Raw genomic sequence first — 21,062 nt, 5'->3', positions numbered from 1 at the left:
ACCTGGCGCGTCCGGACCACTCATGTTGCTGCCGCGGGTCTTTCGCGACAGCGCCACCGTCGCCTACCGCAATCTGCTGACCATCCTGCGGGTGCCGACTCTGCTGGTGACCGCGACCATCCAGCCGCTGATGTTCGTGTTCCTGTTCGCCTACGTCTTCGGGGCGTCGCTGGGCGGCAGCCAGTACCGGGAGTTCCTGCTCGCCGGAATCTTCACCCAGACAGTCGCTTTCAACGCCGCCTTCACCACCGTCGGCCTGGCCAACGATCTGCACAAGGGCATGATCGACCGGATGCGGACGCTGCCGATGTCGCGGCTGGCGGTGCTGATGGGCCGCACGCTGTCGGACACCGTGGTCAATATCCTGGCGCTCAGCGTCATGGTGGGCTGCGGGTATGTGGTGGGGTGGCGGATCAACGGCGGAATCGCCGATGCCGTCCTGGCTTTCGCGGTGATCCTGCTGTTCGCCTTCGCTATGTCGTGGGTGGGCGCCATCACCGGGCTCATGTCGCCGAGCGTGGAAGTCGCGCAGAGCGCGGGCTTGATCTGGTTGTTCCCGCTCACCTTCATCTCCTCGGCGTTCATCTCGGGAGAGTCACTGCCGGGTCCGCTGCGCACGGTGGCGGAATGGAATCCGATCACCGCGGTGTCGGCGGCCGGGCGCAAGCTGTTCGACAACGGCTCTCCGCCCACCTTCGTGCCCGCCGACGGCTGGCCCGCCGAGCATTGCGTGGGGTACTCGGTCATGTGCTCGCTGGGCATCCTGGCCGTCGCGGTGCCGCTGGCGCTGCTGCAGTACCGCAAGGTCGCCAGCCACTGACCCGGGACTGATCGACACAGCAGAAGGCCCCCTCTCCGGCTCGGGAGAGGGGGCCTTTCTCCGGCTCGGGAGAGGGGGCCTTTCTCGTCTTCGGGGTCTCTAGCCCCGGCGGCGGCTCTTGATCAGATCCATCCGCTCCTGGAGCAGCTCCTCGAGCTCCTCCTTGCTGCGGCGCTCGAGCAGCATGTCCCAGTGGGTACGCGGCGGCTTCACCTTCTTGGGCTCCTGCGTGGTGCCCTCGAGCAGGATGCCCTCCTGGCCGTTGCGGCACAGCCAGGTCGGGGGGATCTCGGCGTCATCGGCGAAGGGAACGTCGAATTCCTCACCGTTCTCGGTGCGGTACTTCGCCATCCGACGCGGCGCGAGGTCGTGGTCGCGGTCGGTCTCGTAGCTCACCGCTCCGAGACGACTGCCACGGAGTACGCGATCTGCCATGAGTGCGGTCCCTTCTCGCCTGTCGGCAACGTTCTAGATCAGTGATACTGCGACGGCGTGGTGTCATGCCCGGTCGTGATGTCCGGTCATCATGTCAACGCCGCCGCGCACGTTTCGGTTCCCCTGCGGAGAACCCTGCCATTCTACCGGTCGCGCACCGATGCTCGCGCCCGGCGTGCCCACCACCCGCGCGAGCGCCGAAACCATTAAGGTGACGGACCATGTCGCGCACGCGCCTGCTGTCCTGCCTGTGGTGCGGGAGGGAGATCGCCGAATCCGAACTCGGCCGTCGTCGTCGGTATTGCCGTCAGTCCTGCCGGCAGCGGGCGTACGAACATCGAAACAGCGTGAAGGGCACTGGTATTCCCGAGGATTCGGTGGTACTCAGCGCCCAGGAGGTCGCCGACCTCTCCGATCGCTGGTTCGCGGCCCGCTGCGCCGCCGAGGACGTGGCCACGGCGGTCGCGGAGGGAGCCGACACCATCGAATTGACCGAATTGGCGGCGATTTTGGTGAAACTCACGCGCGATGCCGAGCGGCTGCGCTGATCAGGTGCGCGGGGATCGGCTGGGTGATGTCGGTGGCCGAGACCGCATGTGACGGTGCGGCGGCCGGGTTCGCCCGGGTGCCGCGCCCACGCACCAGATAGACCAGCCCGGTGCCCGCGGCCATGACGGCGGCGAGGGTCGCGAACGCGGCGAGGGTCGCGGCGTCGGGGTGCACGAGCGACTGCCCGCGCAGCGCCTGCCACAGCAGCATGCCCACCACTCCGGCGTAGCCGAGCGTGAGCACCCAGATCAGATCGGCGCGGGCGTGCTCGTTCCGCAGCCACGGCACGCGGGTGCGGCCCAGCCAGGCCAGGGCGAACACGGCCAGCAGCAGCAATTGGATGCCGTGCAAGCCGGCGAAGTGCGGGATGCGCATATCGCCGCCGACGGTGCTCCAGCCGGTGATCGGCATCCCGCCCACCCCGTCGCGCACGCTCGGCTGCCCGTCGACGATGGTGTGCCCGGCCACCAGCTCCACCGGCCGCCCGTAGGCGTCGGTGACCTGCTGCTTGCCGCTGAAGCCCATGAAATAGCCCAGGAACATGCCCGCCACCGCGATGAACAGCCCGGCGTGCACCGCGCGGCTGGTCGGGCGATCCAGGATGCGCTGCCACGACAGCACCGCCACGATGATCACGTTCGCCAGGAACAGCCCGGGCACCCCGGACTGGAACACCTTCTGCCCGATCTGGTTGTAGGCGTCGGCTTGCAGATTGAAATGGCTGAAGGTGCCGCGCGCGGCCTGCATCACGATGAATCCGACGTCCACGATGCCGGTGACGGCGAAGACGGTGCCCATCCACCAGGTCAGCCGCCGCCCGCGATGCGGGAAGGACAGCAGCCAGGCCAGGGTGCCGGTGTAGAGGACGAACGCGACGGCGAACTTGAGCGGTTTCACCCACACCGATTCGCCCAGCAGCATGCGGTCGTCGACGGTCATGGCGAGGAGGCAGAAGACGGCGAGGGCGGCCATGACGGCGGTGCAGAACAACAGCGGGCGATGCGGGTGGCGGGACCGGTCGGTGCCGGGGGTGAGAGGCGCGGTGCTCATGTCGGTGACGTTATGGTCGCCGATCCGCGCGGCGCCTCACCCGGCGGTGCGGTTCGCCCGTAGTACCCGGGTATGAGAACGGCCCCGGCGGGGTGCGCCGGGGCCGTGCTGGAAACGCTTGTGCGGGAGGCGGTTCCGGGAACCCCTCATTCAGTTCCCGGAGGCCGGGGTATCAGTCGACGGGGGCGCCGACGTCCATGCCGCGGCCGGCCAGCCACGGGATCGGGTCGACGGGCGCGCCGGGGGCGGTGTGCACCTCGTAGTGCAGGTGCGGGCCGGTGGAGTAGCCGCGGCTGCCGACGGTGGCGATCTCGTCACCGGCGCGGACCTGCTGGCCGACCTGCACCAGGATGTCCTGCATGTGGCCGTAGACGCCGATGGTGCCGTCGTCCTGCTGCACGCGCACCCACAGGCCGAAGCCCGAGGCCGGGCCGGCTTCGATGACGGTACCGTCGGTGACGGCGCGGATCGGCGCGCCGAAGCCGTCGCCGAAGTCGATGCCGTTGTGCGCGGCGCCCCAGCGCTGGCCGAAGCCGGAGGTGAGCGGACCGGCCACCGGGCGCACGGTCTTGGGGCGGGCCTGCTCGACGTGCAGGTTGTTCAGGAAGTCCAGGACTTCCTGCGGGACGATCTGGGGCATCTGCGCTTCCACCGGGGTGAAGGCGAGGGGAGCGGCAACGGTGGTCGCGGTGTTCGCTACTTGATCGCTGACGGGTTCGCCCGCGGCGCTCGGGTCGGCGGCCGCCAGCACTCCGAGGGAGGAGGCGACGACTGCGGAAACGGCCACTGCACGAGTTGCGGCCGTCCGGTACTTGCCGGCCTTGCGGCTGAGAGATAACGGAACGGTTACGGGCATGCATCGAAGGTATGCCAACTCAGCTGCTGTTCAGAAACCCTGTGACGACCACCACATCGGTACAAAAGCCCAGTTGATATGTCACGACACGATAACGACACGCCGGTGATTCTGGAATGACGTAGGGAAATGCCCGGGCGTGCTGTATTGACCCCGGCGGGGGTCCGCGGGCACTCTGTTTAAGTGCCGACTAACGGAGTGAAAGTGTTGAGCGCGCTCGCCGACCCCACTCGGCGGGCCGTGTTCGAGGCTTTGCCACAGGGAAACAGGTCGGTGGGGGAGCTCGCCGAAGCACTGGGGGTGACCAGTTCGGCTATCTCTCAGCATTTGAAGGTGCTGCGGGATGCGCGCCTGGTGATGGTGCGGCCCTCGGGTAATCGCCGCCTGTACTCACTGGACCCGCGCGGGCTGGCCGATGCCCGCGACTACCTCGAGCAGTTCTGGCCCAGTGCCATCGCCGCCTACTCCGCCGCGCTGTCGACCGCCCGCACCGACGCCCCGGAGCCGTGAGCCCGCCGGGGTCGTTCCGCGCCCGGCGCGGCCCTGGCCGCGATCTCCTGAACGCGGGGCGGTGTGCACTGCCCCGCGAGTTCCTTTGCGCTCGGACCGATTCCGGCGTCGGGGGCGGCCGTTAGGGTGGCGGCATGAGTGCGACCGTCGACACCGCAGTGCCCCGCCGCAGGCAATTGCCCGGGTGGTCGGTGCCGCTGGTGTTCGTGGTCGGCGCGGTGTCGATGTACGCGGGCGCGGCGCTGGGGGTGTTCCTGTTCGATACCGTCGAGCCCGCCACCGTGGCCTGGCTGCGCGCGGCCGCGGCGGGTCTGGCGCTGCTGGCCTGGCGGCGGCCGTGGCGGCAACCGTGGACGCGCCGGGCGGTCGCGGTGGCGGCCGGATTCGGCGTTGTCACGGTCGCCATGAATATCGCCTTCTATGAAGCGATCGCGCGGATCCCGCTCGGCACGGCGGTGGCCATCGAATTCCTGGGGCCGATCGCGGTGGCCACCCTCGGCTCGCGGCGCGCCCGCGACGGGCTGGCTGTACTGCTGGTGGCGATCGGCGTGATCCTGCTGGCCGGGGTCACATTGAGCGCGGACGCGGCCGGCGCCGCCTTCGCCCTCGGCGCGGCGGCCATGTGGGCGGGCTACATCCTGCTGGGCAAGCGGGTGGCCGATGCCGGTGCGGGCATGGATTCCCTGGCCGTCGGCATGACCATCGCCGCCGCCGTGCTCGCCCCGATCCTGCTCACCCGCCAAACCCGCATCGACGCAAGCGTTTTCGCCGACCCACGCATCTGGCTCCTCGGGGCGGGTGTGGGCATTCTCTCCAGTGCCGTCCCCTACGGTCTCGATCAGCTGGTGCTGGAGCGGGTCGGTCGCGCCCGCTTCGCCCTGCTGCTGGCGCTGCTCCCGGCGACCGCGACCGTGGTCGGCGCGATCGCCCTGGGGCAGTGGCCCACGTTCACCGAAGTCTTGGGCATCGCCTTGGTGATGCTCGCGCTCACCGTCAACGCCTGGCCCGCCGACCGGACGCCGACTCCCGGGTAGCGGCCGGGCTGATCAGCCGATCGGTGGGGCGAGGTACTGCAGTGTGTACCCGTCCCCGGCCGGGGTGACGCGGGCGATGCCGGGGGAGTCCAGGTGCGCGCCGGCGACGAAATGGTCCGGGCGGCTGAGCTGTTCGAGCAATCCTGCCCGCGCCGCCCGGGCCTGCGCCTGGTCGCCGTCGTACTCCCACGTCACCCGCGGGCGATCGAACTGCAGGGTGGGAACGTGCACGGTGTCGCCCCACACCAGCAGGCGTCCGGCGCTGCCGCGGATCTCGAAGACGGTGTGCCCGGGAGTGTGGCCGGGTGTCGGGATCGCGGTGGCCCAGTCGTGGATCGGCATCGGTGCCGAGACGGCGACGACCCGCTCGCGCAGTGGTTCGAGCCGGCCGTCGAATACGGAGATGTCGCCCGCGCCCATCCAGATCCGCTCGAGTTTCCCGAATGCCTGCGTACCGTCCGGGGCGATCAGCCCGCTCACGTGATCCTCGTGCCGGTGCGTGATGCCGACATCGGTGATCGTCGCCGGGTCGATGCCCGCTTCCTCGAGCGCGTCGTAGATCAATCCTATGGTGGGGTCGTGCCAGACGTTCGACCCGCCGGTGTCGATCAGCAGTGAGCGCACGCCGTCATCGATATAGAAGGCGTTGACCGCCAGCCGCAGATTGTCCTCGACCAGCGGCACCGCGGCCGGGAGTTGGTAGAACGTGCGCCCGTCCTCGTCGCGCAGTCGGGTCGGCGGCATGTCGATGTACCCGTCCCGCAGCGAAATCACCTGCAGCTCACCGAATTCGAAGCGGGCATGGTGCCGGCCGCTCGAGACGAAACGCATGGGAACCTCCATCGGGTTGAGCACATACCGCATGTCTTCGATAGAAGACGTGATCTACTTTAGGAGAAACATACACTGTGGGCGGCGACGCATCCATCGATCGAGGAGCACGATTGGCCGAGCACGGCGCGGACGAGGCACCGCAGAGTGATGATCTGGCGGGCGCTTTCGGTATCAATGTGCGGCGCCGCCGCGAGGAGGCGGGCTTGACCCTCGAGCAGCTGTCGATCCAGTCATCGGTGAGCCGGGCGATGCTGTCGAAGGTCGAGCGCGGTGAGAAGAGCCCGACCATCGGCGTCGCCTCGCGGATCGCGCACGCACTCGGCGCCTCGCTCTCGGATCTGGTCGGCGGTCCGGCCGGTGCCGCGTCGAATGTGGCCGTGGTGCTGCGCAAGAACGAGCGCCCGGTATTCCGTGATCCGGATACCGGGTTCGAACGGTATATCGTCTCGCCGGTGCCGGGTGCGGGGGCGGGCGAGCTGGTCGTGCACTATCTGCCCGCGCAGGTCTCCACCGGTCTGCTGCCGGCGTATCCGCCGGGCACCGAGAAGCAGCTGGTGGTCCTGTCCGGCACTCTCACGGTCGCGATCGGCGGCATCAGCGAAACCCTGCACGCGGGCGATTCGGTGTATTTCCAGGCCGACGCCGACCACGGCTTCGCCAACCGCACCGACGCGCCGTGCGAATACCTCATGGTCATCTCACGCCGGACCTGACACGCGCCGCATGCCGGTGGGTGCTCAGCCCACCCGCCGATACGCCTGCTGCCCGCGCCGATCCAATCCCGTTCCGGGCCAGGGCCTTTTGCGCAGTTGCTTGTCCACCGCGTTGAGCACCTCGGGCACCCCGATCTTGAGCAGTCCCGCATCCACCTCGTGCCCGTCGGGATCGCCGGTCTGCCCGGCCCACAGCACGGCGTGCCGGCCGAGCAGATGCGGCGGTGGGCCGTTGCGGCTGGGCGGGGTGGGCCCGAACAGCAGCACGGTGCGGGTGCCGAAAGCCGTGGCCAGATGCGCGACCCCGGTGTCCCCGCACACCACGAGCGCCGATTCGGCGACGGTGGCCGCGAGTTCGATGAGGTTCTGCTGCCCGGCCGCCACCCGCGCGGGCGCGAGCCCGGCGCGATGGGCGACTTCGAGGGCGATATCGCGTTCGGAATCGTCGCCGGTGAGGATGACCTCGCGCCCCTGCACCAGCAGATGCCGGATGACGGCGGCGAAGCGGTCGGCCGGCCAGCGCCGGGCGGCGGCGCTCGCCCCGATGTGCACCACCACCGCATCGCGATGGCTGGTGGTGGCGACCGGCGGGACCAGGCCGAGATTGCGGCGGTCGGCGGTGATCCCGTCGGATTCGAGCAGATGGCACCAGCGGTCCACATCGTGCATATCGGGCTGCCAGTCCGGTCCGGCCAACTCCGGGAAGGCCGGATTACGGTAGGTGAGAATGCGTGCGGGCCGGGTGCGCACCAGCTCGACGATCCCCTCGGCCCCGGCGCCGTGCAGGTTCACCGCCAGCGCGGGCGGCGCGCCGTCCCAGCGCATGCCGGTGGCTTCGCCGACGGGCACCATCTCATCGACGGAGGCGATCAGATCGACGATGGGTTTGAGCCGGTGCGGCGCGGCGAGCGCGATGTGATCGTCGGGCCTGGCCCGGCGCAGTGCGCGCAGCGCGGGGACCGCGGTGAGCAGATCACCCAGTCCGCGTGCTCGCAGCACGAGTACAACCGCCACCTGAGTTCTCCTAGCCGACTGACCGCCCACGAACCGTTGACCCTCCAACATCGAAGAGCCCTGGGTGTGGACTACCCGAAGGCTTTCCCGGTGAAACCCGGCGGTCGGCCCGATCAGCTGCCGGTTTCCTTACTACCGGCTGTCGTTGCACCGTGGTGATCAACTACCGTGTGCGGTATGGACTTCGTCTACAACCTGGTGGTAGTCGCTCATCTGCTGGGTATGGCGGCCGTGGTCGGCGGATACGCCGCCGCCCAGCCGCGCGTGTCCGAGCTGATGGTCTGGGGCGCGCGGGCCCAGCTGCTGACCGGCATCATCCTGGTCGGCCTGGCCGAGTCGATCGATTCGCTCGGCAAGGACCCCAATATGACCAAGATCGTTGTGAAGCTGGTGATCTCGGTCGCGGTCGCCGGCCTCGCCGAAGTCGGGCGCGCGGATGCCAAGCGCGGCAAGGCCGTGCCGTGGATGACGCACGCCGCGGGCGGACTGGCGATCGTGAACGTGTTCGTCGCGGCCCTCTGGCACTGACCTCCGTCTGGCTCACAGCACCAGGAAGCGGATCGGTTGTGCCAGCGCGGTATCGGTGTCGCCGAGGTGGTGCAGCAGGTAGCTGCCGGAGGGCGGGAGCTCGACGGCGACCTCGTCGCGGGTGCGCCCCGGCGGCAAAATGACCTGGCGTACGGGTGTCGAGGGGGGAACGGTGTGCGTCGTCGCGCCGGAATCGGGGTAGACGGCCAGGCGATGCCGGTTGATCGGGTGTTTCGTGCTGTAGTGCACGATCAGATCGCGACCGGGTTCGTAGACGGATCGATCCAGCAGCAGCCGATCGAAGGGCGCAGCGTCGGCGGCGGTCAGACCGGGCGTGCCGTTCTCGGCGTAGCCGCGCATCCGGCGCAGGAACGCGGGGTCGGCCGGGGCGGTGACCGTGAAGTCGTACCAGCCCGCTCCGGCCGCTTCGGTGTCGAGGGTGAAGAGTCGATCCACGCACCGGCCGGCGGGAACCTCGACCGGCCACGGGCCGTCGTCGCGATAGGCGTTGGCGTGCAGCACGAATGCCGCTGCGGTCGATCCCTCGTTGCGGAAGGTCACGGTGAGCTGCCGGTCTGCTGTCGCAGCGGTGGTGGCCGTGACTTCCCACGCACCCGAAATCCGGTGCAGGCCACCGGCGAAGCGCCGCTGGAATCCGTCCGCACCGTAGACCGTGTAATCGTAGTAGCCGGAAGGGGCGCGCAATTCCCGGATGACGGTGCCGCCCGGGCCGACGTCGAACAGCTGCGGCGTACTCGAGGCGGTGAACGCGTTCGGATGGATCGCGTAGTGCGTCGCGGCGGTGCCCTCGTTGCCCAGGACGATGGTCACCGTGCCCGCGGCGGGGTGCTGGCGGGCGGTGACGCGCGGCCGATACGGCAGCGGGATGCGGGACCTGCGGCCGGGATCCTGTTCGGGCAGCCGCTGCGGGGTGGGAACCCGCTGTGGCACGCCGTTTTCCGGTTGGGGCGCCGCCGCGCGTGCCGCGGGCAGGGTGGGCGCGGCGGTGCGGCCGAAGTCCAGCAGCGCGGTGAGGTCGCCGCACATGGCGCGCCGCCACGGGCTGATATTGGGTTCGGCGACGCCGGTCACCCGTTCGAGGAAGCGCAGCACCGAGGTGTGGTCGAACAGTTCGGAACAGACCGCCTGTTTGCTCCAGGGGGACACCGCGAGCAGCGGAACACGGCTGCCCAGACCGATAGGCACCGAACCGAAGTACTCCTCGGGCGTGCCCGGCGGCGGCACCGGAGGCGGGATGTGATCGAAGTAGCCGTCGTTCTCGTCGTAGTTCAGCAGAAAGACGGTGCTGTTCCATACCTCTGGGTCGCTGCAGATGCTGTCGAGCAACTCGTGCACGATCGCCTGTCCGTTGCGCGGTCCCATACTCGGGTGTTCGGAGAACCGGTAGGGCAGCACGATCCAGGAGACCTTCGGCAACCGGCCGGCCGCCACATCGGCGCGAAACCGGTCGACGACGGTGCCCTCGGGTTCCCGCAACAGCCCGCGCAGCACCAATTGCCTTTCGTAGTCGGGCAATTCGTCGATTCCACGGCGCAGGGCGGCCTCGAGCTGCGGCCGGCGTTCCGGGCGCTGCCGCAGCACGTCGTAGTAATAGGGGAAGTTCTCGAACGCCACCCCACGTCCGGCATCGGTGTATTGCAGCGCGGCCCGTGCCGCCGCCCGGAACGGGGCGAAGTATTCCAGGGAGTTGTCGCCGTAGTTGTCCCACTCCTGATACACCTGCCAGCTCACGCCCGCGCGTTCGAGCCGTTCGGGGTAGGTGGTCCAGGACAGCCCGAAGATCGCTTCGCGCACATGCGGTGAGTACAGGTCCAGCAGCCGGGGCGGCAACCGGCGCATCCAGCGGATGCGGCGGGCGCTGCCGAACAGTTTCGGCTGCCAGTCGAAGGCGAAGTTCTCCAGCGCCAGTGGATTGCGCACGGTGCCGGTGAACAGATACATGCGATTGGGGTCGGTCGGGCCGTTCACCGAACAGTGGTAGAGGTCGCAGATGGTGAACGCCTCGGCGAGCTGGTGATAGAACTCGAGCGAGTCGCGGTCGTAGCGGACCATCGTGCCCGGGCCTTTGGCGGGAACCCATTGGTCGTAGCGGCCTTGGGCATAGGCGTGGTGCCCGGTGCGCGCCGAATGATCGGTGCCGTCGATATTCTCCAGCGCGGTGGGGTAGGGCAGTACGAAACCGTCGCCATCGGGTTGATGGAAAACCGAACGGCCACTGGATAATTGCAGCGCGTTCAGATCCCCGTAGCCGCGCACTCCGGCGAGCCCGCCGAAATAGTGATCGAACGACCGATTCTCCTGCATGAGGATCACGACGTGTTCCACCGCGCCGAGCCCGCCCGGCGGCGCGGTTTCGGCCCAGGCTCGGCTCAGGCTCTGCGGTAGCAGCGAGTGCGCTTCTGCCATCCGCGCCTCAGTTGTGCAGGGCGTAGGCGAGCTCGGCGAGTTGTCCCAGGGTGCAATCCAATTGGTCGTATCCGACGGCTTCGAGCGCGGTCGAGACGCTCGGGGTGATCAACGGTCCCGAGAACACGATGCTCGCGGTGACGGTGGTACCGGTGTCGCACGGCTGCAGCCAGTAGCTGAAGTCGCACCGGACGCCGTCATGCCCATGGCCGCGCAACGAAATCTGGTTGGGCGCCGCGATTTTGGTCACCGTCCACTCCACCTCCTCGCTCATTCCGTGCAGCAGCACCTCGGAGACGAAGGTCGAACCCTGGACCAGCCGCCGCGGCGGGGTGCCCACGAAATCGCGGTGAATACCGAACCAGTGCTCCCACGTGCCCGGGGAAACAATGGTCTCATACAGGGATCCCAGGGTTCCCGGGACATCTTTGCTCAAGAGAATGGCGCCCATCGCGCTCCTTACGGTGTACCGAACAGTCGAAAAGTGCTGCGCCGATGCAGTATTTCGGCCGCCTCACACCGCTTCCCCCGCGCCGATGCGGTCGATCTTGGCATACGGCAAACGAGAGCACAATACGAGAAAATCACAGGTCAACCGTGCTATTGCAAATGCAATCGCAGCGTGGCCTCCGGGTCCGGGGTGAATCGGCTGCGCAGGGTTTCAGAGCACGAAGACCGAGGTGCCGATGCTGCGACCGGACTCCAGGTCACGGTGGGCCTGGCGCGCTTCCGAGAGCGGGAAGCGCTGATTGATATCGACGCGAATGCGGCCCGCGGCGACATGGGAAAACAGCTCATCTGCGAGTTCGGCTCGTTCGGCGGGGTCGGCGATGTAGTCGGCGAGCGCGGGGCGCGTCACGAACAGCGAACCCCGCACCGCCAGCTGCATGGCGTCGATCGGGGGGACCGGGCCCGACGAGGTGCCGAAGCAGACGAGCAGCCCGCGCCGTGCCAAGCATTCCAGTGAGGACTGATAGGTGGTTTTCCCGATGCTGTCGTAGACCACGGGCACGCCCCGGCCGCCGGTGATCTCGCGGACTCGTTCGGCGAGGTTCTCCCGGGTGTAGACCACGACGTGATCGCAGCCGTTGGCCCGGGCGATCTCGGCCTTGTCCGCACTCGACACCGTCCCGATCACGTTGACGCCCAGCAGTTTCGCCCACTGGGTGAACAGTGAGCCGACGCCGCCGGCGGCCGCGTGCAGCAGCACGGTGTCTCCGGCGCGCAACGGGTGGATGCGCCGCAGCAGGTATGCGGTGGTGAGGCCGCGCATGGTCATCGAGGCGGCGGTGTCGAAGGCGATCTCCCCGGGCAACCGGATCAGGTGCTCGGCAGGCAGGACGCGTTCGGTGCTGTAGGCGCCGAGGGGGCTGCCGGTGTAGGTCACGCGGTCACCCGCCCGGAATTGGCTGCTGCCCGGGCCGACCGCCTCGATCACGCCGGCTGCTTCGACGCCGATACCGGCCGGCAGCGCCGCCGGGTAGAGGCCGCTGCGGAAATAGGTGTCGGCGAAGTTCAAGCCGACCGCTTCGTGCCGAATCCGCACCTCGCCCGGCCCCGGCTCGCCGACTTCGGCGCTCTCCCAGCGCAATACCTCGGGCCCACCGGTCTCGTAGAAGCGGACGGCCTGTGCCACGGTGCATCTCCTTCCGGACGCCACCGCGGCCGGTCGGCGATCGGCGCCATGGGGTCCGGCGGATGCGCTCACCCGACCGCGACGCCCTGCTCTTGCGCTGGTCGAATCGTTGTGTCGCACGAGAGTAGGGCCGGCCCCGGCCCCAGGCCAGCGTCCCGCTCACCGTGATTCGTCCACCGCGCCGCAGTGCGCCGAGGCAACGGTGCGGGCCGAGCGGGAACCGCCGCACCGCGCACCGTCCCAGGAGCAGAGGCGATCGCTCAGTGTGCCGAGTTCGCCCGGTACGCCAGCGATTTGGTGATCTCGGTGGCCACCACCGCGTGCCCGGCCATGGTCAGATGGATCTGGTCGGCGCTGAGCCAGTCCGGGCGTTGCCCGGCCGGGTGCGCCCAGAACTCGGTGAGGATCGCGTCGTGGTCCGCGGCCACGCGCCGCACCAGCTCGGCGAAGCCCTCGAACAGCGGGCGGAACGCGATGAACTTGCCGCGCAGCGCATCGGCGAGGGTGAACATCGACAGCCGCGCCCCGGTGCTCGCCGCGAGGGTGCACAGTTCGTCGAGTTCGCGTTCCACCTGTGCCAGATCCGCGTCGCGCCGGAACAGGTCGTTGCCGCCGCAGCTGATGTGCACCAGATCCGGTGCGAAATCGCGGAGCGCGTCGAGTTGTCCGGCACGGACTTCGGCGATGAGCGCGCCGACCTTGCCGGTATTGAGGTAGGCGCTGCCGGGATGGGCGGTCGCGAGCGCGTTGGCGACCCGATCGGCCCACGGGATGTCGCGGTAGCCGGGCCAGGAGTCCCCGGTGCCCGCGGCGGTGGAATCGCCGATGACCGCGAAGCGCCGCCACGGCACGTACTGCAGGAGAGCGGCGGCGGTGAGGTCGTCGAGCAGCATGGGGTCATCGGCCTCGGTGAGCGCGCCCGCTGCGGCGGGTGCGTCGATGCGGGCGGGGGTCAGCTTCGTGTTCTCGGTTGCCGGCGCGGTGGTGCCGGTGGCGGCGATGGCGGTGTGGCTCACAGGTTCTCCTCGGATCGGGCGGGCAGCGCGGCGAGCACGGCGGCGGCGAGGGCGATGCCGGCGCAGACCGCGAACAGGGTGTGGAACGCGGCCAGGGGGTCGGTGGGCGAGGCGGCGAAGACCGCGGCCAGGACGGCCACGCCGAGTGCGCCACCGGCTTGGCGGGCGGTGAGGTTCATGCCGACCCCGGCGGCGAAGCGTTGCGGGGGCAGCGATCTGGCGGCGATGGTGCCCAGCACGGTGACGATCAGGCCGATGCCGCCGCCGCCGAGAATCCCGGCGGGAATCCAGCCCTTCCACAGTTCGGGGGTGGTGTCGAACATGCCGGTGCTCATATAGAGGGTGGAGGTGGCGAACATGAGCGCGCCCAGCACGCCGAGCCAGCGCTGTGCCGCCTCGGGTGCGCGCCCGGCGGCCACGGCGGTCACCATCGAGGCGAGCGCGCCGACGGTCATGGCCGCCGCCGACTCCAGCACCGAGTAGTGCCAGATCGCGTCCAGCCACAGCGGTCCGGCCAGCAGCCACGCGAACATGGTGGCGCCGAAGACGAATGCGGTGGCATTGACCAGCGCGTAGCGGTGACTGCGCCACAATCCGACCGCGATGGCCGGGCGCGGATGGCGCCGGGAACGCCACAGCGCGAACACGATCAGCGCCAGGCCGCCGAATCCGCAAGCGAGCGTGCGCGGATCGGTCCATCCCCACGGCTGTCCCTGGGTGACGGCCGCGACCACGCCGCCGATGCCGAGCGCGGTGGCGGCGGTGCCCAGCAGATCGGGCAGGCCGTCACCGTGACGAACCTCCCCACGGGTGAGGCTCAGCCCGAATCCGAGGAGCAGGGCCACGATCGGCACATTGATGAGGAAAACCGAACGCCAGCCGAACCAATCGACGAGCGCGCCGCCCGCGGCCGGGCCGACGGTCGCGGCGAACCCGCCCGCCGCCGTCCACGCCGCCATGGCGACGCCGATGCGTTCGGGCGCGGTGGTGCTGAGCACGACCCCGAGCCCGGCCGGAATCAGGAACGCGGCACTCGCGCCTTGCAGGAAGCGGCCCGCGATGAGCCATTCTGCACCGGGTGCAAATGCGCACAGCAGTGACGTGAGCGCGAAAGCGGCCAGGGCGTAGAGGAATACGCGCCCGCGCCCGAGCGCGTCGGCGAGCCGCCCGGCCGGGGTGAGCAGTGCGGCGAACGCGACGGCGTACCCGCTGACCACCCAGGTGAGGCTGGTGGCCGCGGTGCCGGGGAAGTCGCGGCTGATGGCGGGGAAGGCGATGTTCACCACCGACAGGTCGAGGAAAGCGACGAACGCGGCCCCGCAGGCGACGAGCAGAGCCCGGCGTGCCGAGCGGGCGGAAGCGTCCGCACCGGTTGCGCCCGCGCCTGCCCCGTCCGGAGTCGGCGCGGACGGGGCCGGGGCCATCGGAGCCGCGGCGGCGTTTCGGGGCGGGTGGGCGGTGGATGGCGCGGGGGTGTGCCGCGCGGATGTCTCTGTCATGGGGGAACTTTCGAAGCGAAGCCAGAAGTGTACGAACGATCGTGCGTATTGTTGAAAAGTACGACCGATCGTTCGTATTTGCAAGGCCGCGGTGTCATGATGGTGGGGTGGCCGATCCGATCCAGACCTCCGAACAGCAGATTTCCGATCAGAGATTGCTGAAGGGCGCGCGTGCCCGCGCCACCATCGCCCGCCGCGCGGCCGAGGTCGCCTCCGTGGAAGGGCTCAACGGGCTCAGCCTCGGGCGGCTGGCCACGGATCTGGGGGTCAGCAAGAGCGGGGTGGCCACGCTCTTCGGCAGCAAGGAGAACCTGCAACTGGCCGCGGTGGAATCGGCGCGCGAGGTGTTCATCGACGTGGTGTGGCGCCCGGCGGTCTCGCAACCGCGCGGCATCGAGCGGCTACGGGCCTACATGGAGCACTGGTTCGTCTACATCGGTGAGCCGGCCATGCCGGGCGGTTGCTTCCGGGTTGCGGGCATGGCCGAGTTCGACAGCCGTCCCGGCCCGGTGCGCGATGCCCTGGCCGCCGATCACCACGACTGGCTGGCGGTGCTGGAGAAGGAGATTCGCCGCGCCCAGGAGCAGGGACTGCTCACCGGGCAGCAACCGCACGCGCTGGCATTCCAGCTCGATGCCCTGGTTTCGGCGGCCAATACCGCCTCGCAGATGGGTGACGAGTCCGCGATCCCGACCGCACGCGGGATTGTCGACGCGCTACTGGGCGACGGCGCGTAATCGGGCGGCGCACTGCGAGTTTGCATCGACTGCACCACGGCATCGGACCGGACGGTTTGCAGTGGATGCGTGAATGCAGTTCGCCCCCAGTTGGTTTCACGTAGAACGAGGCGCGTACATGATGAGCGCGACACCCGCCAGGCAGACCAGCGCGCCGATCACATCCCAGCGGTCGGGCCGGAAACCGTCGAGGGCCATGCCCCACAGCAGTGAGCCCGCTACGAACACCCCGCCGTAGGCCGCGAGGATCCGCCCGAAGTTGGCATCGGGCTGCAAGGTGGCCACGAACCCGTACAGTCCGAGCGCGAGCACCCCCGCGCCCATCCACGCCCAGCCCCGATGCTCGCGCACGCCCTGCCAGATCAGCCACGCCCCGCCGATCTCGGCGACGGCGGCGAGCGCGAACAGCGGAATCGAGCGCAGCACGGTCATGCGGTCACCCTAACGGCGATCCCCGGGAAACCGGCCGGAGCGCCCGGGCGTCGCAGGGCTACCGGCCGGACCGCCTCCTCATACGCGGTCCGGCCGGCCCCGGTCAGCTCTCGAACAGCTGCTGCCCCAGGTATCCACCGGGCGCGGGCACCCCGGGCGGAATTGCGAAGACCGCCGAACCGACCGGTGTGGTCCACCGGTTGAGTGCGTCGAACTCGGCCAGGCGCGCCTGCACCGGCAGGAACTGGGCATCGATATCGCGCTGACAGGACACGAACAGCAACCCCGAATTCGACACCTGCCCGGGGGCGGGCGCGTCGTCGTAGTTGTAGCCGCGCCGCAGGAACCGCTCACCATCGTGCTGATGGTGCGCCCGCGCGATATGCGAGGACGGCGGGATCACCGAGATGCCGTACTGGTCGACGGCGGTGAAATCCGGGTCGTCGAATTCGCTGCTGCCCCCGAGCGGGGCGCCGTTGGAATCGGTGCGGCCCAGGGTGATCGCCCGCCCGTCGGCATCGAGCTCGTCCCAGCTGTCCAGATCCATGGCGATGCGCCGCAACACCATCGAGGTGCCGCCCGCCAGCCACGGCCGCGCGCTGCCGTCGCACCACACCAGGCGATCGAAATCCGGTGTGCCCGCGGCGATATTGACCGTCCCGTCGACCTGGCCCATGAGATTGCGCATGGTCGCGCCCTTGGGTGCGTTACGGAAGCCGCGCTGCACCCAGCGCACGCCCACCAGCGATTTCACGTGCTTGCACAGCACCCGCACCGCGTGCGAGACCGTGGTCGCCTCATCGGAGCAGATCTGCAACAGCACATCGGCGCCGGTGTAGGCCGGGTCGAGCTTGTCGATCCGGAACGGCGGCAAGGGTTTCAGCCAGGACGGACGCTGCGCCTCGAGCCCCGCCACGGTGAACAGTCCCGGCCCGAACCCGGCGGTCACCGTCAGCCCGGCCGGGCGCGCGGCCAGTTCCGGTTCGGTGTCGGCGAGCGCGGGCCGCCCCTGGGTCAGGCGCGCGGCATCGTCGGTCCAGATCTTCAGCAGCCCGATGACGTCGTCGCGATCGAGGCCCGGCAGCAGATCGAACCCGACGAACGCCACATACCCGGCCGGTTCGGTGTCGATGCCGGCCTGATGCGCCCCGTAGAACGGCACGGTGTGCAGCCCGGTATCCCGATCGTGCTCGCGATGGGTGAGAGTGGCCGCACCCCAGCCGATTCCGGCCGCCCCGGCGACCCCGGCGACGGCCGCGCCGCCGCCGAGCAGCCGCCGCCGCGACACCCGCCCGGGATGCGTATCGACCGGCTCAGCCACCGTGCGCGGCGGTGCCGGTGGTGGGCGCGTAATTCTCCTTACCGCCCGCGAAGTCGCGCACCTGCGCGCTGACGGTCATGGTGGACCCGTCGGAGAAGGTCAGCGTGATCGGCGTTTCCGCACCGGTCCGCAACGGGCCCTTCAGATCCATGAACATCAGATGCTCGGCGCCCGGCTTGAGGGTGGCGGTGCCGTGCGCGGGAATGGTGAGCCCGCCTTCCTTGGGGCGCATGGTCTTGTCGCCGCCGGGCGCATCGGCGACCACCTCGTGGATCTCCACGCGCGCCGACACCGGGCTCGAGGCCGCCACCAGCTGCACCGGCCGGTCGCTCTTGTTGGCGAGCTGCCCGAACGCCGCCGACATACCGCTGTCGGCGGCCTTGATCCACTGATCGCTCATGGTGACTTGATCGGCGGCCTTGGCATCGGTGGTCGAGGCCGAGTCGGTGGACGAGCACGCGACGGGCAGCAGCGCCAGGGTGGACACGGCCGCGGCCATCCCCAGTCGGCGGGCGAAACCGCCGGTGCGCAGGCGGAAGCTGTGGCAGTGCGGGAATTGGGACATGACGGAACTCCGATTCGTCAGAAAGACAGGGGAATCCACCTCGAGGCAGCGGCCGTCCGCGCGAGCGACCACCGTGGCGTCGGCCCCGAGCGAGGGATCGTGACGGCACGGACATGACCGCGCGCTGGACGGGACGAACCGGGGCGGGCCGGTGACGGGACGACGCCGCCGACCGAGCGGTGCCCGAGATCCGGTCAGGGATCGGGCTCGTGCCGGTGCCGTGCGTGCGGTCCCGTTATCGGTTCGTCCGGTCAGGCCGGAACGAGGTGAAGGAACGAAGCGGTCCGCGCGGGCGGTCCCCGGCGCGCGATGGCGGGACTGACGAGCAGATGCCGGATCCGCGCGCGCTCGTCGTGCCGGACGCGACGGGCCCGCTGCACGACCGGGCGCGGGGCCCGGAACAGGATCAGGATGAACCGCCGCACACTGGTCAGCGCACGGCGCAGCCCGGCCTCGGCGGCGCGAATCACGCACGCGCCGAGCGGGATGGCCAGCGCGTGCGCGGTGAGCATGATCGGGGTGAGGCCGTGATGCTGGGCGTGGCCCGGTGCCATCGTCAAGGCGAAGTGCCCGACGGTCTGGCCCCCGGCGAGCATGCCCATCACCGCGAGCAGCGGATGACGGAGCCGGATCGAGGCGACCACGACGCCGATGACCGTGCAGGCCGCGAACAACAGGGTCAGTGCCGGACCGTCCGGGAACGCGGTCCCGCCGCCGAGGGCGTGGGCGAGAATCGCGACCGCTCCGGACGCGGCGCCGACGGCAGCGCCGCGCAGGGGCGCGGTGTGATCCGTCGGTGAGCGCACCCGGACATGTTACGGCGATGCGTTTCGGATCCGCGGTGCAGGTGCCGTGAGCGGCGTCTCCACAGGATCTTCACACGCGATGCCGACCATCTCCACGCCGACCTCCTAGGGTCACCTGCATGGAACACAGTCAGCGCACCGGCCGGCGCATCCTCGTGGTGGAGGACGAGCCGACCATCGCCGAGTCGATCGCGGCTCGATTGCGTGCCGAGGGTTTCACCGTGGATCTGGCCCACGACGGGCCGGCGGGGGTGGCGGCGTTCGAACAGGTCGACCCGGATCTGGTGGTGCTGGATGTGATGCTGCCGGGTTTCGACGGGCTCGAGGTGTGCCGGCGGATCCAATCGCGGCGGCCGGTGCCGGTGCTGATGCTCACCGCGCGCACCGACGAGACCGATGTACTGGTCGGGCTCGGCGTCGGCGCGGACGACTATCTGACCAAACCGTTCTCGCTGCGGGTGCTGACCGCGCGGATTCACGCGCTGCTGCGGCGCGTGGAGCGCACCGCCGTGCCCGCGGCGACCATCGTGGCGGGGGATCTGCGGATCGATCTGGATCAGCGGCGGGTATGGCGGGCCGAGACCGAAACCCAGCTGACGCCGCTGGAATTCGAGCTGCTGGTGCATCTGGCGAAACGGCCGCGCACCGTGCTGGCACGCGAGCGGCTGCTCAGCGAGGTGTGGGGGTGGGCGGATGCGTCGGGGACGCGCGCGGTCGACAGTCATATCAAGGCGCTGCGCCGCAAGCTCGGCGCGGACCTGATCCGGACCGTGCACGGGGTCGGTTACGCCCTGGAGTCGCGATGAGGATCGTCGCGATGGTGCGGGCGGCCGCGGGGGCGATCGCGGACTGGATCCGCGGCTGGCTGCCCAGGCCCCTCGACCGAGTGCGCTCGATCAAGGTCAAGCTCGCCATCCTCATGGTCGGCGCGGGCGCGGTCGCGTTCGGTTTCTTCGCACTGCGCATCGGCTGGCTGCCGCCCAAGACCACCCTGGCCGCCATGCTGCTGGCCCTGGTGACCTCGCAGCTGCTCGCCCACGGCATGACCCGCCCGCTGCGGGAGATGACCGCCGCGGCCAAACACATGGCGCAGGGCGACTATTCGCGCCGGGTGCGCGCCACCTCCCAGGACGAGGTCGGCCAGCTCGCGGAGGCGTTCAATCACATGGCCGCCGACCTGGCCGCCGCCGATCAGCAGCGCCGCGACTTCATCGCCAACGTCTCGCACGAACTGCGCACCCCCATCACGGCTTTGGGCGCGGTCCTCGAGAACCTGGTCGACGGCGTCGCCGAACCCGATCCGGCCACCCTGCGCACCGCCCTCGCCCAGACCGAACGCCTGAGCCTGCTGGTCACCGAACTGCTCGCGCTCTCGAGCATCGAAGCCGGCGCCGTCCATCTCGACCGCGAACCCGTCCCGCTGCAACCGCTGCTGAAAGAGGTTGTCGCCGAAGCCGAAGTGATGGCCGCCGCCGTGGACCGCGCCGTCCGCTTCTCCATCCACCTCGGCGATCCGGGCCTGCTCGTGCACGCCGACCGCGCCCGCCTGCACCAGGTCCTGCTCAATCTCCTGGACAACGCGACTCGCCACGGCCCCGCCCACGGCGAAGTCCGCATCCACGCCCACGCCGCCCGCACCGGCACGGTCATCGAAGTCCAGGACGACGGCCCCGGCATCCCCCCGGCCGAACGCGCCCGCGTCTTCGAACGCTTCACCCGCGGCGGTCACACCAACGGCGGCACCGGCCTGGGCCTGGCCATCGCCCGCTGGATCGTGCACCTGCACGACGGCACCATCGCCGTAGCCGACCCCGGCTCCCGCATCCGCATCACCCTCCCGGCCCCGTAACCCCTTCCCACCCAACCCTTCCCGTCCCGCCGAGTGGCCACGGGCCGCTCCCGCATACCTACCGAAGGATGTCACCCATGCCGGATACTCCGGAACCTGCCGATCCCAGTCCCACACCCGAGTCCGCCGAGCGGATCCCACCGGACCCAGAGATGGGCTCGCCGAGGCCGGACAGCCCGGCCTCCGCGCCAGATACTGCGGCACCAGATACTGCGGCGGCCCGCACACAGAATGGCGATGCCACGGAAGCGCTGCCCGGCCACCCACACGGCGGCGGACGCGCCCCGAATCCCGAACCCCGCGTGGACGACTCCCCGGCGCGATCCAACGGAGCCGGCGATTCCACCCCGACAGGTCTGCCCGCTGACACCGCAGCCGCCCATGCGGTACTCGCGGCCGCTCACGGTCCGGCAGCGGCGGAGCCGAGCGTG

General features: G+C 69.7%; 23 protein-coding genes. 9 read left to right on the top strand and 14 right to left on the bottom strand.

Going from position 1 to position 21,062, the window contains the following annotated elements:
- Positions 1 to 22 precede the first annotated feature (22 nt).
- Complete coding sequence (locus tag NY1_RS05805) at positions 23 to 820, top strand: ABC transporter permease (protein ID WP_067709175.1); 798 nt, start codon at positions 23 to 25, stop codon at positions 818 to 820.
- Positions 821 to 919: 99 nt separating this feature from the next.
- Here NY1_RS05805 and NY1_RS05800 read toward each other — a convergent pair whose 3' ends face one another.
- Positions 920 to 1,255, bottom strand: a complete 336-nt coding sequence (locus NY1_RS05800) for an RNA polymerase-binding protein RbpA (protein ID WP_067709173.1) — start codon at positions 1,253 to 1,255, stop codon at positions 920 to 922.
- A 221-nt stretch (positions 1,256 to 1,476) separates the two neighbouring features.
- Between NY1_RS05800 and NY1_RS05795 the strand changes: the two genes are divergently transcribed.
- Positions 1,477 to 1,803: a hypothetical protein gene (locus NY1_RS05795; protein ID WP_084523362.1), complete on the top strand. Its 327-nt coding sequence runs from the start codon at positions 1,477 to 1,479 to the stop codon at positions 1,801 to 1,803.
- Here the strand turns inward: NY1_RS05795 and NY1_RS05790 are convergent.
- Both NY1_RS05790 and NY1_RS05785 read right to left on the bottom strand, forming a co-directional pair.
- Complete coding sequence (locus tag NY1_RS05790; protein WP_067709172.1) at positions 1,775 to 2,854, bottom strand: hypothetical protein; 1,080 nt, start codon at positions 2,852 to 2,854, stop codon at positions 1,775 to 1,777. The two genes, NY1_RS05795 and NY1_RS05790, sit on opposite strands and share 29 nt — an antisense overlap.
- A 172-nt stretch (positions 2,855 to 3,026) precedes the next feature.
- Positions 3,027 to 3,710, bottom strand: a complete 684-nt coding sequence (locus NY1_RS05785; protein WP_067709170.1) for a M23 family metallopeptidase — start codon at positions 3,708 to 3,710, stop codon at positions 3,027 to 3,029.
- A gap of 183 nt (positions 3,711 to 3,893) precedes the next feature.
- Here NY1_RS05785 and NY1_RS05780 point away from each other — a divergent pair, with 183 nt between their 5' ends.
- Positions 3,894 to 4,220, top strand: coding sequence for an ArsR/SmtB family transcription factor (locus tag NY1_RS05780; protein ID WP_067709168.1), 327 nt, complete (start codon positions 3,894 to 3,896; stop codon positions 4,218 to 4,220).
- A 134-nt stretch (positions 4,221 to 4,354) separates the two neighbouring features.
- Positions 4,355 to 5,254, top strand: coding sequence for an EamA family transporter (locus NY1_RS05775; RefSeq protein ID WP_067709167.1), 900 nt, complete (start codon positions 4,355 to 4,357; stop codon positions 5,252 to 5,254).
- Between the two features lie 12 nt (positions 5,255 to 5,266).
- Here NY1_RS05775 and NY1_RS05770 read toward each other — a convergent pair whose 3' ends face one another.
- Positions 5,267 to 6,085, bottom strand: a complete 819-nt coding sequence (locus NY1_RS05770) for an MBL fold metallo-hydrolase (RefSeq protein ID WP_067709242.1) — start codon at positions 6,083 to 6,085, stop codon at positions 5,267 to 5,269.
- Between the two features lie 113 nt (positions 6,086 to 6,198).
- On the opposite strand from NY1_RS05770, the gene NY1_RS05765 reads away from it, so the two are divergent.
- Positions 6,199 to 6,801, top strand: coding sequence for a helix-turn-helix domain-containing protein (locus NY1_RS05765; protein WP_084534690.1), 603 nt, complete (start codon positions 6,199 to 6,201; stop codon positions 6,799 to 6,801).
- Between the two features lie 24 nt (positions 6,802 to 6,825).
- Here NY1_RS05765 and NY1_RS05760 read toward each other — a convergent pair whose 3' ends face one another.
- Complete coding sequence (locus NY1_RS05760; protein WP_067709165.1) at positions 6,826 to 7,815, bottom strand: glycosyltransferase family 9 protein; 990 nt, start codon at positions 7,813 to 7,815, stop codon at positions 6,826 to 6,828.
- A 177-nt stretch (positions 7,816 to 7,992) separates the two neighbouring features.
- Here NY1_RS05760 and NY1_RS05755 point away from each other — a divergent pair, with 177 nt between their 5' ends.
- A complete protein-coding gene (locus tag NY1_RS05755; RefSeq protein ID WP_067709163.1) occupies positions 7,993 to 8,343 on the top strand; it encodes a hypothetical protein in 351 nt (116 codons plus the stop codon).
- A gap of 12 nt (positions 8,344 to 8,355) precedes the next feature.
- On the opposite strand, the gene NY1_RS05750 is transcribed toward NY1_RS05755, so the two are convergent.
- The 5 genes from NY1_RS05750 to NY1_RS05730 form a co-directional block, all read right to left on the bottom strand.
- Positions 8,356 to 10,770: a phosphocholine-specific phospholipase C gene (locus NY1_RS05750; RefSeq protein ID WP_067709162.1), complete on the bottom strand. Its 2,415-nt coding sequence runs from the start codon at positions 10,768 to 10,770 to the stop codon at positions 8,356 to 8,358.
- A 7-nt stretch (positions 10,771 to 10,777) separates the two neighbouring features.
- Positions 10,778 to 11,221, bottom strand: coding sequence for a hypothetical protein (locus NY1_RS05745; protein ID WP_067709160.1), 444 nt, complete (start codon positions 11,219 to 11,221; stop codon positions 10,778 to 10,780).
- A gap of 210 nt (positions 11,222 to 11,431) precedes the next feature.
- Positions 11,432 to 12,406 carry a quinone oxidoreductase family protein gene (locus tag NY1_RS05740; RefSeq protein WP_067709158.1) on the bottom strand — a complete coding sequence of 325 codons (975 nt, stop codon included), beginning with the start codon at positions 12,404 to 12,406 and terminating at the stop codon, positions 11,432 to 11,434.
- Positions 12,407 to 12,666: 260 nt separating this feature from the next.
- Complete coding sequence (locus NY1_RS05735; protein WP_233434217.1) at positions 12,667 to 13,422, bottom strand: SGNH/GDSL hydrolase family protein; 756 nt, start codon at positions 13,420 to 13,422, stop codon at positions 12,667 to 12,669.
- Positions 13,419 to 14,921 (bottom strand): MFS transporter, encoded by a 1,503-nt coding sequence (locus NY1_RS05730; RefSeq protein ID WP_233434216.1) that lies wholly within the window; start codon positions 14,919 to 14,921, stop codon positions 13,419 to 13,421. Before NY1_RS05730 ends, NY1_RS05735 begins: the two co-directional genes overlap by 4 nt.
- A gap of 107 nt (positions 14,922 to 15,028) precedes the next feature.
- Here NY1_RS05730 and NY1_RS05725 point away from each other — a divergent pair, with 107 nt between their 5' ends.
- Complete coding sequence (locus NY1_RS05725; protein ID WP_067709155.1) at positions 15,029 to 15,658, top strand: TetR/AcrR family transcriptional regulator; 630 nt, start codon at positions 15,029 to 15,031, stop codon at positions 15,656 to 15,658.
- Between the two features lie 96 nt (positions 15,659 to 15,754).
- Here the strand turns inward: NY1_RS05725 and NY1_RS05720 are convergent, their stop codons facing one another.
- The 4 genes from NY1_RS05720 to NY1_RS05705 all read right to left on the bottom strand — a co-directional run bounded on the left by NY1_RS05720 (position 15,755) and on the right by NY1_RS05705 (position 18,782).
- On the bottom strand, positions 15,755 to 16,090 hold the full coding sequence (locus tag NY1_RS05720) for a YnfA family protein (RefSeq protein ID WP_067709153.1): 336 nt from the start codon (positions 16,088 to 16,090) through the stop codon (positions 15,755 to 15,757).
- A gap of 103 nt (positions 16,091 to 16,193) precedes the next feature.
- On the bottom strand, positions 16,194 to 17,411 hold the full coding sequence (locus NY1_RS05715) for a Dyp-type peroxidase (RefSeq protein WP_084534681.1): 1,218 nt from the start codon (positions 17,409 to 17,411) through the stop codon (positions 16,194 to 16,196).
- A complete protein-coding gene (locus NY1_RS05710) occupies positions 17,404 to 17,976 on the bottom strand; it encodes a copper chaperone PCu(A)C (protein ID WP_233434215.1) in 573 nt (190 codons plus the stop codon). Before NY1_RS05710 ends, NY1_RS05715 begins: the two co-directional genes overlap by 8 nt.
- 251 nt (positions 17,977 to 18,227) lie before the next feature.
- Positions 18,228 to 18,782: a hypothetical protein gene (locus tag NY1_RS05705; protein ID WP_084534680.1), complete on the bottom strand. Its 555-nt coding sequence runs from the start codon at positions 18,780 to 18,782 to the stop codon at positions 18,228 to 18,230.
- 119 nt (positions 18,783 to 18,901) lie between these two features.
- On the opposite strand from NY1_RS05705, the gene NY1_RS05700 reads away from it, so the two are divergent.
- Positions 18,902 to 19,588 (top strand): response regulator, encoded by a 687-nt coding sequence (locus NY1_RS05700; protein ID WP_157762050.1) that lies wholly within the window; start codon positions 18,902 to 18,904, stop codon positions 19,586 to 19,588.
- An 11-nt stretch (positions 19,589 to 19,599) separates the two neighbouring features.
- Complete coding sequence (locus NY1_RS05695; RefSeq protein ID WP_067709230.1) at positions 19,600 to 20,631, top strand: HAMP domain-containing sensor histidine kinase; 1,032 nt, start codon at positions 19,600 to 19,602, stop codon at positions 20,629 to 20,631.
- The last annotated feature ends 431 nt before the right edge of the window (positions 20,632 to 21,062 follow it).

It is taken from the genome of Nocardia yamanashiensis NBRC 100130 (genome assembly GCF_001613325.1).
In the GTDB taxonomy this organism is placed as follows: Bacteria; Actinomycetota; Actinomycetes; order Mycobacteriales; family Mycobacteriaceae; genus Nocardia; species Nocardia yamanashiensis.
The sequence above is the reverse complement of the archived record's forward strand: the minus strand, read 5'-3'. Positions and strand labels throughout refer to the sequence as shown.

Bases quoted from the DNA above. Each gene is read 5' to 3' on its own strand.
- NY1_RS05805 (WP_067709175.1), top strand. From the start codon at position 23: ATGTTGCTGCCGCGGGTCTTTCGCGACAGCGCCACCGTCGCCTACCGC.
- NY1_RS05800 (WP_067709173.1), bottom strand. From the start codon at position 1,255: ATGGCAGATCGCGTACTCCGTGGCAGTCGTCTCGGAGCGGTGAGCTAC.
- NY1_RS05795 (WP_084523362.1), top strand. From the start codon at position 1,477: ATGTCGCGCACGCGCCTGCTGTCCTGCCTGTGGTGCGGGAGGGAGATC.
- NY1_RS05790 (WP_067709172.1), bottom strand. From the start codon at position 2,854: ATGAGCACCGCGCCTCTCACCCCCGGCACCGACCGGTCCCGCCACCCG.
- NY1_RS05785 (WP_067709170.1), bottom strand. From the start codon at position 3,710: ATGCCCGTAACCGTTCCGTTATCTCTCAGCCGCAAGGCCGGCAAGTAC.
- NY1_RS05775 (WP_067709167.1), top strand. From the start codon at position 4,355: ATGAGTGCGACCGTCGACACCGCAGTGCCCCGCCGCAGGCAATTGCCC.
- NY1_RS05770 (WP_067709242.1), bottom strand. From the start codon at position 6,085: ATGCGTTTCGTCTCGAGCGGCCGGCACCATGCCCGCTTCGAATTCGGT.
- NY1_RS05755 (WP_067709163.1), top strand. From the start codon at position 7,993: ATGGACTTCGTCTACAACCTGGTGGTAGTCGCTCATCTGCTGGGTATG.
- NY1_RS05750 (WP_067709162.1), bottom strand. From the start codon at position 10,770: ATGGCAGAAGCGCACTCGCTGCTACCGCAGAGCCTGAGCCGAGCCTGG.
- NY1_RS05745 (WP_067709160.1), bottom strand. From the start codon at position 11,221: ATGGGCGCCATTCTCTTGAGCAAAGATGTCCCGGGAACCCTGGGATCC.
- NY1_RS05730 (WP_233434216.1), bottom strand. From the start codon at position 14,921: ATGACAGAGACATCCGCGCGGCACACCCCCGCGCCATCCACCGCCCAC.
- NY1_RS05720 (WP_067709153.1), bottom strand. From the start codon at position 16,090: ATGACCGTGCTGCGCTCGATTCCGCTGTTCGCGCTCGCCGCCGTCGCC.
- NY1_RS05710 (WP_233434215.1), bottom strand. From the start codon at position 17,976: ATGTCCCAATTCCCGCACTGCCACAGCTTCCGCCTGCGCACCGGCGGT.
- NY1_RS05700 (WP_157762050.1), top strand. From the start codon at position 18,902: ATGGAACACAGTCAGCGCACCGGCCGGCGCATCCTCGTGGTGGAGGAC.
- NY1_RS05695 (WP_067709230.1), top strand. From the start codon at position 19,600: ATGGTGCGGGCGGCCGCGGGGGCGATCGCGGACTGGATCCGCGGCTGG.